Here is a 13854-nt window from a genome sequence, read left to right as displayed (position 1 = left end):
AGTCCACGCCGGGCTGGCTGAACTTAAAGCGGCAGCCCCACGTAGTTCTCTGCCAGCGAGGTGGCGGCCGCCGGCGAATGGATCAGGTAGTCGAGCTCGGCCTCCTGCAGCTTGTGGCCGAACTCGCCGCCGTCGGGGAACTGGTGCATCAGCGAGGTGAACCACCAGGAAAAGCGCACGGCCTTCCAGACGCGATGCAAGCAAGTTTCTGAATAGTTGTTGATACCCGCTTCGTCGCCGGCATAAAAATCGGCGAATGCGCGGGCCAGGTAGCGCACGTCGCTGGCCGCCAGGTTCAGGCCCTTAGCGCCCGTGGGCGGCACGATGTGGGCCGCGTCGCCGGCCAGGAAAAGCCGGCCGAAGCGCATGGGCTCGGCCACAAAGCTGCGCAGCGGCGCGATGCTTTTTTCAATCGAGGGGCCGGTCACCAGGCTTTCGGCGAGTTCGGGCGCCAGGCGGCGGCGCAGCTCGTCCCAGAAGGCGTCGTCGCTCCAGCGCTCGGCCTTGTCGTCCAGGGCGCACTGCACGTAGTAGCGGCTGCGCGTGTGGCTGCGCATGCTGCACAGCGCGAAGCCGCGCGCGTGGTTGCTGTAGACCAGCTCCTCGGCCACGGGCGGGGTCTCCGACAGCACGCCCAGCCAGCCGAAGGGGTAGACGCGTTCGAAGGTCTTGAGTGCACTGGCCGGCACGCTGGCGCGGCTCACGCCGTGAAAGCCGTCGCAGCCTGCGATGAAGTCGCATTCGACCTCGTGTGCCACACCGTGCTGCACATAACGCACCTTGGGCCGCGTCCCGTCGAAGTCATGCAGGCTGACGTTTTCGGCCTCGTAGGCGGTGGCCAGGCCGGCGGCGGCGCGGGCATTCATGAGGTCGCGCGTCACCTCGGTCTGGCCGTAGACCATGACACTTTTGCCGCCCGTGAGCTTTTGCAGGTCTATGCGGTGGTGCGAGCCGCCAAAGCTCAGCGAGATGCCGCCATGCACCAGGCCCTCGGCATGCATGCGGCTGCCCACGCCGGCTTCGTCCAGCAGGTCGGTCGTGCCTTGTTCGAGCACGCCCGCGCGTATGCGGCCCAGCACATAGTCCTGGCTGCGCTGCTCGATCACGATGGCGCTGATGCCGGCTTTATAAAGCAGTTGGCCGAGCAAATGCCCGGCGGGGCCACCGCCCACGATGGCTACCTGTACACGCATGTCCTGTCTCCGATGAATCCGTCAGCCTTGAGGGTAGGCCGGCGCGTGCGGAACCGCCAGCGGCGCAAAACGCCTTTGCACGATGTGCGGCCTGTTTGTGCGATGATCGCGCAATGGTCACTTCCCGAGCCGCTGCAAAACCCGGCGCTTTTCCGATCGCCAAGCCCGACCTGATCGAGGGCATGGCCAAAGGCATGGCCGTGCTCGAGAGCTTCGACACCCAGCGCCAGCGCCTCAATGCCACGCTGGCGGCCGAGCGCGCCGGCATCACGCGCGCCGCGGCGCGCCGCCACCTGCTCACGCTCACGCACCTGGGCTACCTGGAAACCGATGGAAGCTACTTCTGGCTGGCCCCCAAGGTGCTGCGCTTTTCGGGCAGCTACCTTGCGACGGCGCGCCTGCCGCGCGCCATCCAGCCCACGCTGAACCGGCTGGCCGCGCAGGCCCAGGAGTCGTTTTCGGTCGCGGTGCTGGACGGTGACGAGATCGTCATCATCGGGCGCAGCGGTTTTGAATGGAAAGCCTCCGGTGACCCCAAGGCGGCGCCGGCGCGGGTGCTGGCCTACGGCCTGCACCTGGGCGCGCGCCTGCCCGCGCATGCCACGTCCACCGGCCGGGTCCTGCTGGCCGCCAAATCCAAAAGCGAGTTCAGCGCCTGGCTCAAGGCAAAAACCGAGCACGGCAGCCTGGCGCGGCTGACCTTGCACACGACCACAGACCCGCGCAAGCTCAAGGCCCTGGTCGAGCAGGTGCGGCTGGACGACTACTGCCTGGCCAGCGAGGAGCATGAGCTGGGCGTGCACGCGCTGGCCGTGCCGCTGCGCGACATGCAGGGACGCACCGTGGCCGCGCTCAATGTGGTGTCCTCGCCGCAACGTCTGCGGCCTGAGGTGATGCGGCGCGAACTGCTGCCCTTGCTGCTGGATGCGGCGAGGGAATTGCGCTTGCTGCTTTAGATCGTCAACAGGTTCTTAGCTTTTTGGCCGCGAAGGGCGCGCGGCCAACGCAACGCCGCCCAGAATGGCCGCGCAGCAGGCCGCGAGCGCCCAGCCCAGCGGCTCTCCAAGAAAGACGACGCCGCCCAGCGCGGTGATGGCCGGCACTGAAAGTTGTACCGAGGCCGCCGTAGTGGCGGGAAGCCGCTTCACCGCCGCATACCAGATGATGTAGCCCATACCGGAGGTGATCGCACCAGAGGTCACCGCATACGCCGCCCCGCGCATGTCCCAGATCAGTTGCGGGAACATCAACCCGGCTAACAACAGTGCCAGTGGTGTGGCGCGCAGGAAGTTTCCCGCGGTGGCCCGCGTCGCATCACCGGCGCGTTTTCCGCGCAGCGAATACACCGCCCATGCAATGCCTGCCAGCAGCATCAGCAAGGCCGATAGCAAGCTTGGTGCGGCGGCGCCGGGCAGCAACAGCGCGATAAGGCCCGCCACGGCAATTGCCAGGCCAACGCTTTGCCTGGCGCCCAGCCGTTCGCCGCGCGCCAGCCCGGTGCCCAGCATCGTGAGTTGCACCGAGCCGAACAGCAGCAGCGCGCCCGTGGCTGCCGGCAGGCTGACGTAGGCCAGAGAAAATGCGGCAGCGTACACGAACAGCGCACCGGCCGATGGCCAGTTGCCGGTCGCCGTAACGCCGCGCCACGAAATGAAAAGCCAGAGTACCAGCGCACCCGAGGCGATGCGAAGCGCCGTAAAGCTGGCCGCGTCGATCGGCGTGCTGCGCAGTGCAAGGCGGCACAGGAGTGAGTTGCCCGCAAAGGCGAGCATGGCCAGCACGGTGAGGCCCAGCGCTGAGGTGGTCGGTGATACCTTCATGCCGCGCTCCCTGACGAACTGTAGGTTCAGGCCGGCGCCGCGTTGCGCTCGCGCAGCTGTGCCTTGAGCTTGCCGACTTTGCCGACCAGCAGCGGCCACCGGGGCCAGATGGAAGAGCGCCTGGGAATTCGGTTGTTGGCCAAAGTTTCAGTCATACCGTAGATGACTTCCGATTCATACGCCCAGGTATTGCGCCAGCAGCTCAGGCTTGGCATGCAGCTCGGCCGAGCTACCCTCAAACACGACCTGGCCCTTGACCAGGATCACGTTGCGGTCGGTGATCTGGGTGACGTGCTTCCAGTTCTTGTCGACGATCACGCTGCTGATGCCGGTCTCGCGGATCAGGCCGCAGATGCGCCAGATGTCGCGCGCGATCAGCGGCGCCAGGCCTTCGGTGGCTTCGTCCAGGATCAGCACGTCCGGGTTGGTCATAAGCGCACGGCCTATGGTCAGCATCTGCTGCTCGCCGCCCGAGAGCTGCTGGCCGCCATGGCCCAGGCGTTCCTTCAGGCGCGGAAAGGTCTCGAGCACGCGTTCGTAAGTCCAGTCGCGCTGGCCTTGGGTGCCGGGGCGTGCCGCCATCTTGAGGTTCTCGACCACGCTGAGGTTGCCGAAAATGCCGCGGCCCTCGGGCACATAGGCGATGCCCAGGCGGGCGATTTCATAGGGCGGGGCGCCCGTCATGGGCCGGCCGTTGATCGCGACCGTGCCTGAGCGCGGCTTGACCAGGCCCATGATGCTTTTGAGCAAGGTGCTCTTGCCCATGCCGTTGCGGCCCATGAGGCCAATCGTCTCGCCGCGCGCGACGTGGAAGTCAATGCCGCGCAGCACATGGCTGGCGCCGTAGTAGGTGTTGATGTCCTGGGCGCCGATCAGGATGTCTATCTGTTTTTCAACCATGCTCATAAATTCTCCAGGCGAGGCCGCAGCGCCGGGCCGCCCCAAGCAAGGCCAGCCCCCTCGGGGGGCAGCGCACTACACGAAGTGAGAAGCGTGAGGGCCATATTCTCAGTGTTCCTCGCCAAGGTAGGCCGCCTGCACGCCGGCATCGGCGCGGATTTGCGCCGGTGTGCCGCTGGCGATCACCTGGCCGTTGACCATCACGGTGAGCTTGTCGGCCAGGGTGAAGACCGCGTCCATGTCGTGCTCGACCAGCAGGATGCCGTGGTTTTTCTTGATGGCCAGCAGCAGGGCGACCATGCGTTCGGCCTCGGCCACGCCCATGCCGGCCAGCGGTTCGTCCAGCAACAGCACCTGCGGCTCTGTGGCCAGGGTCATGGCGATCTCAAGCTGGCGCTGCTCACCGTGGCTGATGGTGCCGGCGATGCTGTGCTTGCGGTTTTGCAGGCCGGCCAGTTCCAGCGCTTGTTCCGCGCGGGCATTGACCGCCGCGAAGCCGGTGGCGCGCTGCAGCCAGCGCGCGGCATTCGGCGCACGCGACTGCGAGGCCAGCCTGACGTTTTCCCATACGCTGAAGGGCAAAAAGATATTCGTCTTCTGGTAGCTGCGGCCCAGGCCCTTGCCCGAGATTTTTTCGGGCGTCCAGCCGGTCACGTCCTGGCTGCCCAGGGTGACGCTGCCCGAGGTGGGCGGCAGGTCGCCCGAGAGCAGGTTCGTCAAGGTGGACTTGCCCGCGCCGTTGGGGCCTATGACCGCGTGGATGTGGTTGCGCCAGAGGCTGATGGAAACGTCATTGACCGCAGCCAGCCCACCGAAGCGTTTTGTCAAATTCTTTGCAGAGAGTAGGGCCCCCACGCTTTTCACTTCGTGTAATGCGCTGCCCCCCGAGGGGGCGTGCGCGCCTTGGGGCGGCCCGGCGTCGCGCAAGACTTCACTCATGGCCGGCCTCCGCTTTGTTTTTGCGCTGGGTGAATTTTTCGACCAGGCCCAGGATGCCGCGCGGCGCGAAGACCACCAGCAGCACGATGAACAGGCCCATCCAGAGTTGCCAGTGCTTGCCGAGGTTCACGCTTCCGATGGTCGGGAGATCCTTGAACACATGCAGCAGGTATTCAAACGCGAAGGCGCCGACGATGGCACCGGCGAAATTGCCCATGCCGCCCAGGATGACCATCATGATGGCGTGCGCGCTCATGTGAAAACCCATGAGCTCGGGGTTGATGTAGCCGGTCTGCGTGCCCCACAGGTAGCCGGCCAGGCCCGCGAGCGCGCCGGCCAGCGTGAAGGCCGAGAGCTTGTAGCCGAAGGTGCCGAAGCCCATGGCGCGCATGCGGTGCTCGTTGACGCGTATGCCGGCCAGCGTGCGGCCGAAGGGGCTCCAGAGCAGGCGGCGTAAAAAGGCGTACACCAGCAGCATGGCGCCCAGCGTGAAGTAGTAGAGCGTGAGTTTGCTGTCCAGGTCGAAGGGCGTCCAGCCGAAGACGGCCGCGCTGGGCTTGAAGTTGATGTAGAGCCCGTCGGAGCCGCCCAGGGCCTTGTTGTCGAAGAAGAGGTAGAACACCATCTGCGCAAAAGCCATGGTGACCATGATGAAATAGATGCCGTGCGTGCGCACCACAAAAAAGCCGATGATGAGCGCGGCCAGGCCCGAGGCCAGCACGGCCACCGGCAGCGTCCACCACAGGCTCACGGGTGCGCCCGCGGGCGTCAGAAAGGCCAGCGCGTAGCCGGCCAGGCCGAAGTAGGCCGCATGGCCCAGCGACACCAGGCCGCTCACGCCCTGCAGCAAATCAAGGCTCATCGCGAAGATGGCCATGATCATCATGCGCGTGACCATCTGGGTGTAGAAGTCGGTGCCGACAAAAGGGAAGGCGGCCAGCGCGACCAGCCCCAGGCCCAGCGCTACCTGCACGCCGCGTGGCAGGATTTCGAGGTTTGCTTTTGCTGAGCTCATTGTTTAAACAGTCCTTCTGGCTTCCACAAAAGGACAGCAGCCATCAACATATAAACCAGCATGCCCGCCATCGAAGGCAGCAGCACCTTGCCAAAGGTATCGACCAGGCCCACCAGCAACGCGGAAATCAGCGCACCGCGCACCGAGCCTATGCCGCCTATTACCACCACCACAAAGCACATGATGAGCACCTGGGAGCCCATATTGGGATAGACGCTGGCGACCGGCGCGGCGATCATGCCCGCCACCGCGGCCAAACCCACGCCCAGCGCGAAGACCACGGCATGGATTAGCTTGATGTTGATGCCCAGCGATTCGGCCATGTCGCGGTTGAAGGCGCCGGCGCGTATCTTCATGCCCAGCCGGGTCTTGGAGATCATGAAATAAAGGCCCAGGGCCAGCGCGATGCAGACACCCGACATGAACAGCCGGTAGACGGGATAGGAGAGGTTCTCGGTGAGCGGGATCGAGGCGCTCAGCACATCGGGAATCGTGACGCCGTGCACGTCGTCGCCCCAGAGGATGGAGCGCACTTCCTCAAAGATGTAGATCAGGCCGAAAGTCAGCAGCACCTGGTCCAGGTGGTCGCGCTTGTAGAAGTGGCGAAACAGCAGCCATTCCAGCGCCAGGCCGAAGGCGACCGAGAGCACCGCGCCCATCACGATGGCCAGCGTGAGGCTGCCCGTCAGCGTGCTGAGTGACCAGGCCAGGTAGGCGCCCAGCATGTAAAAACTGCCGTGGGCCAGGTTGACCACGCCCATGATGCCGAAGATCAGCGTGAGGCCGGCGGCCAGCATGAACAGCAGCAGGCCGTACTGGACGCTGTTGAGCAGCTGGATAAGGAAGTTGGCTAAATCCATAAATCAGGTTTATGTGTGGCGACGTGTGAACAACAAGAGGCTGCCCATCAGGGTGAAGAGGCCGCCCGACACCCGGTTGAACCAGCGCACGGCACGGCTGGAGCGCAGCAGCGGCGCGATGCGCGAGACGCCCAGCGCGCAGCAAGTCAGCACCGTGAACTCAAAGGCCATAAAGGTCAGCGCCAGGATGGCGAACTGCGGCACAAAGGGCGCGGCCGGGTTCAGGAACTGCGGGAAGAAGGCCGCGAAGAACAGCACGGCCTTGGGGTTGCTGGCGCCGACCAGGAAGCCGCGCAGGAAAAACGAGCGGCGCTGCGAGGGGCTGTTGTCTTTGGCCGTGCCGTCAAACACGGCCGCCTCACTACGGAAGGTCTTGATGCCCAGCCAGATCAGGTAGGCCGCGCCAATGAGCTTGGCTACCGTGAAGGCGGTTTCGGACGCCGCCAGCAGCGCGCCCAGGCCCATGGCCGACAGCAGCATGACGCACAGCACCGCGGCCACGCTTCCGGCCACGGACGTCATGGCTTTGCGCGGGCCATGGTTGAGTGCATTGGTCATGCACATCAGCATGGTCGGGCCGGGCGTGAGGATCAGCAGCGCGACGGCTGCTACGTAGAGGAGGTAGGTGGTGAGCGTCATGGTGGAGAAGATAGCATCGTGGCAAGCCTGTAAGCACGCGCGATACCAGTTTTACCCAAGAATGAGGTGTTACGGCCCACGTGACTTCATACCAGCATGAGCCGCGGGACTGGCTTTGCCAGACCGCAGGCGGGCGGCCCCCTCGGGGGGCAGGGAGCTACACGCAGTGAGCGACCGTGGGGGCCATGTTTTAACCCATCTTGCAGCCGGCGCCGGAGTCTGCGAGCGCCTTGGCGGCAACACCAATCACCTTGTTTTCCTTGTTCTCGACCACGCGCAGGTACATGTCCTGCACCGGGTTGTGCGAGGGGCTCATGGTCCACTTGCCGCGCGGGCTGTCGATGACGGCGCCTTCCAGGGCCTTGTAGAGGGCCGGCTTGGCGCTCAGGTCGCCCTTGACGGCATTGGCGCCCTGGATCAGCAGCAGGCCGGTGTCGTAGCCCTGGACGGCGTAGACGTCGGGCTGCATCTTGAATGTCTTGGCGTAGCTCAGGCGGAACTGGCCGTTGCGCTGGGTCGGCAGCGAGTCGCTGTAGTGCATGGTCGTGATGATGCCGTTGGCCGCGGGGCCGGCGGCGTCGAGCACGCCTTCGGTCAGGAAGCCGGAGCCGTACAGCGGGATTTTTTCCTTCAGGCCCGCGGCGGCGTAGTCCTTGATGAATTTGGCGGCGCCGCCGCCGGCGAAGAAGCAGGCCACGGCATCGGGCTTGAGCGCGGCGATCTCGGTCAGCAAGGCCTGGAACTCAACCTGCGGGAAGGGCAGGCCCAGTTCCTTGACGATGGTGCCGCCCGCGGCGGTGTAGCTTTCCTTGAAGCCTTCAAAAGCCTCGTCGCCGGCCGCGTATTTCCAGGTGATCCAGACGGCCTTCTTGTGGCCGCGGTCCACCATGGCCTTGCCCAGGGCGCGCGTGGGCTGGGAATTGGTGAAGGAGGTGCGGAACACATTGGGCGCGCACAGGCTGCGTGTGGCGGCGTGCACGCCGGCATTGGGGATCAGGCTCAGCACGCCACTGTCGCGCGCGACCTTCTGGATGCCCATCTGCACACCCGAGTGCACCGTGCCGACCAGCACGTCGACCTTGTCGCGCTGCACCAGCTTGTTGGCGTTTTCAATGCCCTTGGAGGGCTCGGACTCGTCGTCCACCTTGAAGTATTCGATCTCGCGGCCGCCCAGCTTGCCGCCTTGTTCGTTGATGGCCATGCGAAAACCGTTTTCAATGGCCACGCCGAGCTGCGCGAAGGTACCGGTATAGGGCAGCATGAAGCCGACACGCACCTTGCCGGACTGCGCGCGCACGATTTCGGGGAGCAAAAGGCCGGTGGAGGCCGCCCCTATCATGGCGGCGCTGCGGGTCAATACAAGTCGGCGTGAAGTCATGGAATAGCTCCTGGTTGAGGCTGAAAACTGTTAGACGAATGGTAAGCGTGCGTTGTGTGGCCGGCCCTAGTGTAAAACCCGAGATTGAGGATTAAATTGTTTACATCTAAAGCAATGACTGTGCCTGATTTGGGCCGGTTTGCACTTTTTTGCGCTGCCCTGTTGCCGCACGCCGGGCTCTTTTTGCGCGCGGCGGCTCAGCGCGGCTGGCGCAGCTTGAAGCGCTGGATCTTGCCGGTGGCCGTCTTGGGCAGTTCGCTGACGAACTCTATCCAGCGCGGGTATTTGTAGGGCGCGAGCTGCTGCTTCACATGGGCCTTGAGCTCGTCCATGGTGGCGCTCTGGCCGGCCTTGAACACCACATAAGCCTTGGGTTTGACGAGCTCGTCGGCATCAGCCACGCCGATGACCGCCACTTCCAGCACGGCGGGGTGCGTCATCAGGCAAGCCTCGACCTCGAAGGGCGAGACATAGATGCCGCCGACCTTGAGCATGTCGTCGCTGCGCCCGCCATAGGTGTAAAAACCGTCGGCGTCGCGGGTGTACTTGTCGCCGCTCTTGGTCCATTCGCCGGCGAAGGTGGCCTTGGTCTTGGCGCGGTTGTTCCAGTACATGATGGCGGCGCTGGGGCCGCTGATCTGCAGCTCGCCGATCTCGCCGTCGGCGCATTCGCGGCCGTCGTCACCCATGATGCGCAGGGCGTAGCCCGGGACCGCCTGGCCGGTGGTGCCGTAGCGCACCTCGCCGGGCCGGTTGGACAAAAAGATGTGCAGCATCTCGGTGGAGCCTATGCCGTCCAGGATTTCGCAGCCGTACTGCGCCGTCCATTTTTTACCGATCTCGGCGGGCAGGGCCTCGCCCGCGCTGGTGCACACGCGCAGGCTTAGTTCGGACTTCGCCGGCTTGGCCGGGTCGGCCAGCAGGGCGGCATACAGTGTGGGCACGCCGTAGAAAATCGTCGGCCGGTATTTTTTGAGCAGGGCAAAAACATCGGCCGGCGCCGGGCGCGCCGGCAGCAGCACAGTGGTGGCGCCCACGCTCATGGGGAAGGTCAGCGCATTGCCCAGGCCGTAGGCAAAAAACAGCTTGGCGGCGGAATACACCACGTCGGACTCGCGTATGCCCAGCACACCGCGGCCGTAGAGCTCGGCCGTCTGGATCAAATGGCTGTGCAGGTGCACCGTGCCCTTGGGGGTGCCGGTGGAGCCGCTGGAATACAGCCAGAAACAGGCGTCGTCGGCGCAGGTGGTGGTGACGGTGGGCGTGGCCGGCGCCGCGCGCAGCAGGCCGGCCAGGCTGGCGTGCGGCGCGCAGTCGTCAACGCCGGCAACGACCACTGTTTTCAGCGTGTCGATTTTTCCGAGCAGCGGCTCGAAGGCCGGCAGCAGGGCGTGCGAGACGATCAGGCCCCGGGCGCGCGAGTCGCGCAGCATGAACTCGAAGTCCTGCGTGGTCAGCAAGGTGTTGGCCGCGATGGGCAGCACGCCCGCGAGTATGCAGCCGAGGAAGGCGACCGGCCACTGCGGCGTGTCCAGCATGGCCAGCAGCACGCGGCTTTCGGGCGCGAAGCCCTGGGCGCGCAGGGCATTGGCGAAACGGTGGGATTGCTCGGCAAGCTCGCCGTAGCTCAGCTGCTCGCCGCTCAGCGCGTCCACAAAAGCCACTTTGCCCGGGCGCGTGGCGTTGCGCGCCAGCAGGTCGTGCGCCGCGTTGTAGTCGCGCGGGATGCTCACCCGGGGCGGGCTTGCCGAATGGTCTGCGCTGCTTGTTTGCATGCTTGTCTCCAGATTGCTGTTATTTTGGTAGCTGCTTGCGCACGCTGATCAAGCGCTACGGGATCTTCTTTTGTATGTCAGGCGGTGGCGGGGCTGGCCCCCAATGTCTGCAGGGCGCCGGTGAGCCACTGGCGGCACCACTCGGTGCCCTCGGTTTCCGGCATGGTGCCGCTGCTTGCGTCATGGCACCAGATCTCGCCTATGCGCTGCGCGCCCAGGTCCTGCAGGCGCTCGTCGAACTTTTTGCCGCCGAAGCAAAAGGTCTGCATATAAGTACGGTCGCCCAGCGCAATCACGCCGTAGCGCACATGGCCGAGGAATTGCGGGTTGCTGCCCAGTGATTCATAGAGGGCGCGCGCATTGTCGGGCACGTCGCCCGAGCCATAGGTGGAGCTGCAGATGAGATAAAGTGCATCTTCGGCCTTGGCCGCATCGAAGACGCTGATGTCAAGCTTGTCCATCAGCTCGACCTCGATTTCGCTGACCAGGTCGGCGCAGTCCATCTGGATCGCTTGCGCCACATAGTCGGCGGTGCTGGTCATGGTGCCTACAAGGATTTTGAGTTTCATCAAGGATCTCCGGATAAAGATGCAATAAACTGCTTGACATCAATTTAACCTGAAGTATACTGCAATTCATTCAAATCGCAACCACCCAAGCCCCTTCCTAGGGTTTTCACAGGTGTTTTTGAGACAGGTGCTTCTTGGAAATCATGTCTGAACAGGAATCGAAAGCCACGCTCAGCGAACTGGGTGCCCGCGTTCGCGCCTGGCGTGCCCGCCGCGGCATGACGCGCAAGCAGCTGGCTTCGGATTCGGGCCTGAGCGAGCGCTTTCTGGCCGACGTGGAAAGCGGCAAGGGCAATGTCTCCATCAATTCGCTCGAAGCGGCGGCCCGCGCGCTCAACATCTCCATTCTGGAGCTACTGCAGGACGCCCCGCGCCCGGCGCTGGCCCGTGTGCAGGGCCTGTTGACGCGGCTCGATGATGCCCAGCTGGACCAGGCCTACAGCCTGCTGGGCGGCACCTTTGGCCTCAGCGATTCGCTGGGCCGCGAACAGCGCGTGGCGCTGATAGGCTTGCGCGGCGCCGGAAAATCCACGCTGGGCAGCCAGCTGGCGGCCGAGCGCGGCGTGCCTTTCATAGAGCTGGACCGCGAAATCGAACGCGAGGCCGGCACCAGCATGAACGAAATCCTGCTGCTGCACGGGCAGGCCGGCTATCGGCGTTATGAGCGGCGCGCACTGTTCCGCATCGCCGAGAACCACCCGGAAGGCGTGGTCATGACCACGGGCGGCAGCATCGTCAGTGAGCGCGAAACCTTCGACCTGCTGCAAAGCCGGTTTTATTGTGTCTGGCTCAAGGCCAGCCCCGAGGAACATATGGCCCGCGTGGTGGCCCAGGGCGACATGCGGCCTTTTGACACGACCCGCGGCGCGACCGACGAGGCGATGGAAGACATACGCCGCATCCTCTCGAGCCGCGAAGCCCTCTATGCCCGCGCCGACGCCGTGGTTGATACCGCCGCGCGCACACTGAAACAAAGCCTCAAAGACCTGGAACGCGCCGTTCCCAAAACACCCGTGCGCGACCAGCAGTAAAGCAGAAACAGACCTAACCGGAGACAAACCCATGAACGCCATGACAGAGCCGCTTTTATTCAAACAGGTCATTGCCGGCCAGGAGCGCGAGCTCGTGAGCTTTTCCACCCACCCGGGCAAATACCAGCATTGGACGCTGAGCGTGGAGGGCGACGTTGCACGCCTGAAGCTCGACATCAATGAAGACGGCGGCATCAAGCCCGGCTACAAGCTCAAGCTCAACAGCTACGACCTGGGCGTGGACATCGAGCTGCACGACGCCATCAACCGCGTGCGCTTCGAGCACCCGGCCGTCAAGGTGCTGGTGTTCGAGTCGGGCAAGGAAAAGATCTGGTGCTCGGGCGCCAATATTTACATGCTGGGCCTCTCGACGCACGGCTGGAAGGTCAACTTCTGCAAGTTCACCAACGAAACCCGCAACGGCCTGGAAGACTCTTCGCGCCATGACGGCTTGAAGGCGGTTGCCGCGGTGACCGGCGCCTGCGCCGGCGGCGGCTACGAGCTGGCCCTGGCCTGCGACCGCATCATCATGGTGGACGACCGCTCCTCCACCGTGAGCCTGCCCGAAGTGCCTTTGCTGGGCGTGCTGCCCGGCACCGGCGGCCTGACCCGCGTGACCGACAAGCGCAAGGTGCGCCGCGACCTGGCCGACATTTTCTGCACGACCTCCGAGGGCGTGCGCGCCGACCGCGCCAAGGACTGGAAGCTGATAGACGCCCATGCCAAGCCGCAGCAGTTCGGAGAGCTGCTGGCCGCTGAAATCCAGGCGCTGCGCGCGCAGTCCACACGGGCCGGCGCCAAGGGCATAGAACTGACGCCGCTCAAGGCCTTGATCGACGACAGCGGCTACCACTACAGCGTGGTCGACGCGCAGGTGGACCGCGAAAAGCGCATCGCCACGCTGACTGTGAAAGCGCCCGCAAGCCCCATTGAATCCACACCTGAAGCGATTGAAGCGGCCGGCGCCAGCTGGTACCCGCTCAAGCTGCAGCGCGAACTTGACGACGCCATCCTGAACCTGCGCACCAATGAACTCGAAGTCGGCACCTGGGTCATCAAGACCACGGGCGATGCCGGCCAGGTCATCCGCATGGATGAAGTGCTGGCCAAACTCAAAGACCACTGGCTGGTGAAAGAAACCACGGGCGCGCTGCGCCGCACGCTGGCCCGGCTGGACGTCACCAGCCGTTCGCTGATCGCGCTGGCCGATGCGGGGTCGTGTTTTGCCGGCACCTTTTATGAGTTGGCCCTGGCCTGCGACCGCATCTACATGCTGGATTTGCCCGACGCACCCGACAGCGCACCGGCGCTGCAACTGAGCCCGGCCAACTTTGGCTGGTTCCCGGCCGTCAACGGCCTGACGCGCTTGCAGACGCGCTTTTGTGAAGATGAGGCCACGATTTCCCAGTTGCAAAAACTCGGCGACAGCCCGCTGCGCGCCGACCAGGCGCTGGCGCTGGGCCTGGTGACCCTGACGCCCGACGACATCGACTGGGAAGACGAGATCCGCATCATGCTGGAAGAGCGTGCTTCGCTCTCGCCCGACGCCATGACCGGCATGGAAGCCTCGCTGCGCTTCCCGGGCAAGGAGACCATGGAGACGCGCGTCTTCGGCCGCCTCTCAGCCTGGCAGAACTGGATCTTCATTCGGCCGAATGCGGTGGGTGAGGACGGCGCTCTAAAACTTTTCGGAACCGGCAAAAAAGCCAAGTTCGACTGGAAACGGATTTAAGGA

General features: G+C 64.5%; 14 protein-coding genes. 3 read left to right on the top strand and 11 right to left on the bottom strand.

The features are described 5' to 3' along the window. Positions 1 to 23: 23 nt before the first annotated feature. Positions 24 to 1193, bottom strand: a complete 1170-nt coding sequence (gene pobA / locus AC1DUN_RS14815; RefSeq protein ID WP_477714605.1) for a 4-hydroxybenzoate 3-monooxygenase — start codon at positions 1191 to 1193, stop codon at positions 24 to 26. A gap of 113 nt (positions 1194 to 1306) precedes the next feature. Here pobA and AC1DUN_RS14810 point away from each other — a divergent pair, with 113 nt between their 5' ends. Then, positions 1307 to 2149 (top strand): IclR family transcriptional regulator domain-containing protein, encoded by an 843-nt coding sequence (locus tag AC1DUN_RS14810; protein ID WP_477714604.1) that lies wholly within the window; start codon positions 1307 to 1309, stop codon positions 2147 to 2149. Between the two features lie 15 nt (positions 2150 to 2164). On the opposite strand, the gene AC1DUN_RS14805 is transcribed toward AC1DUN_RS14810, so the two are convergent. The 10 genes from AC1DUN_RS14805 to AC1DUN_RS14760 all read right to left on the bottom strand — a co-directional run bounded on the left by AC1DUN_RS14805 (position 2165) and on the right by AC1DUN_RS14760 (position 11088). After that, entirely contained in the window at positions 2165 to 2965 is an 801-nt protein-coding gene (locus AC1DUN_RS14805) for a DMT family transporter (RefSeq protein ID WP_477714684.1), read from the bottom strand. Between the two features lie 74 nt (positions 2966 to 3039). Next, entirely contained in the window at positions 3040 to 3168 is a 129-nt protein-coding gene (locus tag AC1DUN_RS14800) for a hypothetical protein (RefSeq protein ID WP_477714603.1), read from the bottom strand. 19 nt (positions 3169 to 3187) lie between these two features. Continuing rightward, positions 3188 to 3919: an ABC transporter ATP-binding protein gene (locus AC1DUN_RS14795; protein WP_477714602.1), complete on the bottom strand. Its 732-nt coding sequence runs from the start codon at positions 3917 to 3919 to the stop codon at positions 3188 to 3190. A 102-nt stretch (positions 3920 to 4021) separates the two neighbouring features. After that, entirely contained in the window at positions 4022 to 4741 is a 720-nt protein-coding gene (locus AC1DUN_RS14790) for an ABC transporter ATP-binding protein (RefSeq protein ID WP_477714601.1), read from the bottom strand. 103 nt (positions 4742 to 4844) lie between these two features. Beyond that, positions 4845 to 5867: a branched-chain amino acid ABC transporter permease gene (locus AC1DUN_RS14785; RefSeq protein ID WP_477714600.1), complete on the bottom strand. Its 1023-nt coding sequence runs from the start codon at positions 5865 to 5867 to the stop codon at positions 4845 to 4847. Beyond that, the gene (locus AC1DUN_RS14780) at positions 5864 to 6727 is read right to left on the bottom strand and encodes a branched-chain amino acid ABC transporter permease (RefSeq protein WP_477714599.1); all 864 of its coding nucleotides are present in this window, start codon (positions 6725 to 6727) and stop codon (positions 5864 to 5866) included. The genes AC1DUN_RS14785 and AC1DUN_RS14780 overlap by 4 nt, the downstream gene beginning before the upstream one ends. A 9-nt stretch (positions 6728 to 6736) precedes the next feature. After that, a complete protein-coding gene (locus AC1DUN_RS14775; RefSeq protein WP_477714598.1) occupies positions 6737 to 7366 on the bottom strand; it encodes a LysE family translocator in 630 nt (209 codons plus the stop codon). A gap of 190 nt (positions 7367 to 7556) precedes the next feature. Then, the gene (locus tag AC1DUN_RS14770) at positions 7557 to 8744 is read right to left on the bottom strand and encodes an ABC transporter substrate-binding protein (protein WP_477714597.1); all 1188 of its coding nucleotides are present in this window, start codon (positions 8742 to 8744) and stop codon (positions 7557 to 7559) included. 197 nt (positions 8745 to 8941) lie between these two features. Then, entirely contained in the window at positions 8942 to 10519 is a 1578-nt protein-coding gene (locus AC1DUN_RS14765; protein WP_477714596.1) for a benzoate-CoA ligase family protein, read from the bottom strand. 77 nt (positions 10520 to 10596) lie between these two features. After that, positions 10597 to 11088 (bottom strand): flavodoxin domain-containing protein, encoded by a 492-nt coding sequence (locus AC1DUN_RS14760; protein WP_477714595.1) that lies wholly within the window; start codon positions 11086 to 11088, stop codon positions 10597 to 10599. Between the two features lie 143 nt (positions 11089 to 11231). Between AC1DUN_RS14760 and AC1DUN_RS14755 the strand changes: the two genes are divergently transcribed. Next, positions 11232 to 12119: a helix-turn-helix transcriptional regulator gene (locus AC1DUN_RS14755; protein ID WP_477714594.1), complete on the top strand. Its 888-nt coding sequence runs from the start codon at positions 11232 to 11234 to the stop codon at positions 12117 to 12119. Positions 12120 to 12159: 40 nt separating this feature from the next. Further along, entirely contained in the window at positions 12160 to 13851 is a 1692-nt protein-coding gene (boxC, locus tag AC1DUN_RS14750; protein WP_477714683.1) for a 2,3-epoxybenzoyl-CoA dihydrolase, read from the top strand. The last annotated feature ends 3 nt before the right edge of the window (positions 13852 to 13854 follow it).

This window comes from Polaromonas sp. P4_F6 (assembly GCF_056401275.1).
Note: the sequence above shows the minus strand (reverse complement) of the source record. Positions and strands in the feature narration are given on the sequence as shown.

Excerpts from the sequence above, each read along its gene's own strand:
- pobA (WP_477714605.1), bottom strand. The coding sequence starts at position 1,193 with ATGCGTGTACAGGTAGCCATCGTGGGCGGTGGCCCCGCCGGGCATTTG.
- AC1DUN_RS14810 (WP_477714604.1), top strand. The coding sequence starts at position 1,307 with ATGGTCACTTCCCGAGCCGCTGCAAAACCCGGCGCTTTTCCGATCGCC.
- AC1DUN_RS14805 (WP_477714684.1), bottom strand. The coding sequence starts at position 2,965 with ATGCTCGCCTTTGCGGGCAACTCACTCCTGTGCCGCCTTGCACTGCGC.
- AC1DUN_RS14800 (WP_477714603.1), bottom strand. The coding sequence starts at position 3,168 with ATGACTGAAACTTTGGCCAACAACCGAATTCCCAGGCGCTCTTCCATC.
- AC1DUN_RS14795 (WP_477714602.1), bottom strand. The coding sequence starts at position 3,919 with ATGAGCATGGTTGAAAAACAGATAGACATCCTGATCGGCGCCCAGGAC.
- AC1DUN_RS14785 (WP_477714600.1), bottom strand. The coding sequence starts at position 5,867 with ATGAGCTCAGCAAAAGCAAACCTCGAAATCCTGCCACGCGGCGTGCAG.
- AC1DUN_RS14780 (WP_477714599.1), bottom strand. The coding sequence starts at position 6,727 with ATGGATTTAGCCAACTTCCTTATCCAGCTGCTCAACAGCGTCCAGTAC.
- AC1DUN_RS14775 (WP_477714598.1), bottom strand. The coding sequence starts at position 7,366 with ATGACGCTCACCACCTACCTCCTCTACGTAGCAGCCGTCGCGCTGCTG.
- AC1DUN_RS14770 (WP_477714597.1), bottom strand. The coding sequence starts at position 8,744 with ATGACTTCACGCCGACTTGTATTGACCCGCAGCGCCGCCATGATAGGG.
- AC1DUN_RS14765 (WP_477714596.1), bottom strand. The coding sequence starts at position 10,519 with ATGCAAACAAGCAGCGCAGACCATTCGGCAAGCCCGCCCCGGGTGAGC.
- AC1DUN_RS14760 (WP_477714595.1), bottom strand. The coding sequence starts at position 11,088 with ATGAAACTCAAAATCCTTGTAGGCACCATGACCAGCACCGCCGACTAT.
- AC1DUN_RS14755 (WP_477714594.1), top strand. The coding sequence starts at position 11,232 with ATGTCTGAACAGGAATCGAAAGCCACGCTCAGCGAACTGGGTGCCCGC.
- boxC (WP_477714683.1), top strand. The coding sequence starts at position 12,160 with ATGACAGAGCCGCTTTTATTCAAACAGGTCATTGCCGGCCAGGAGCGC.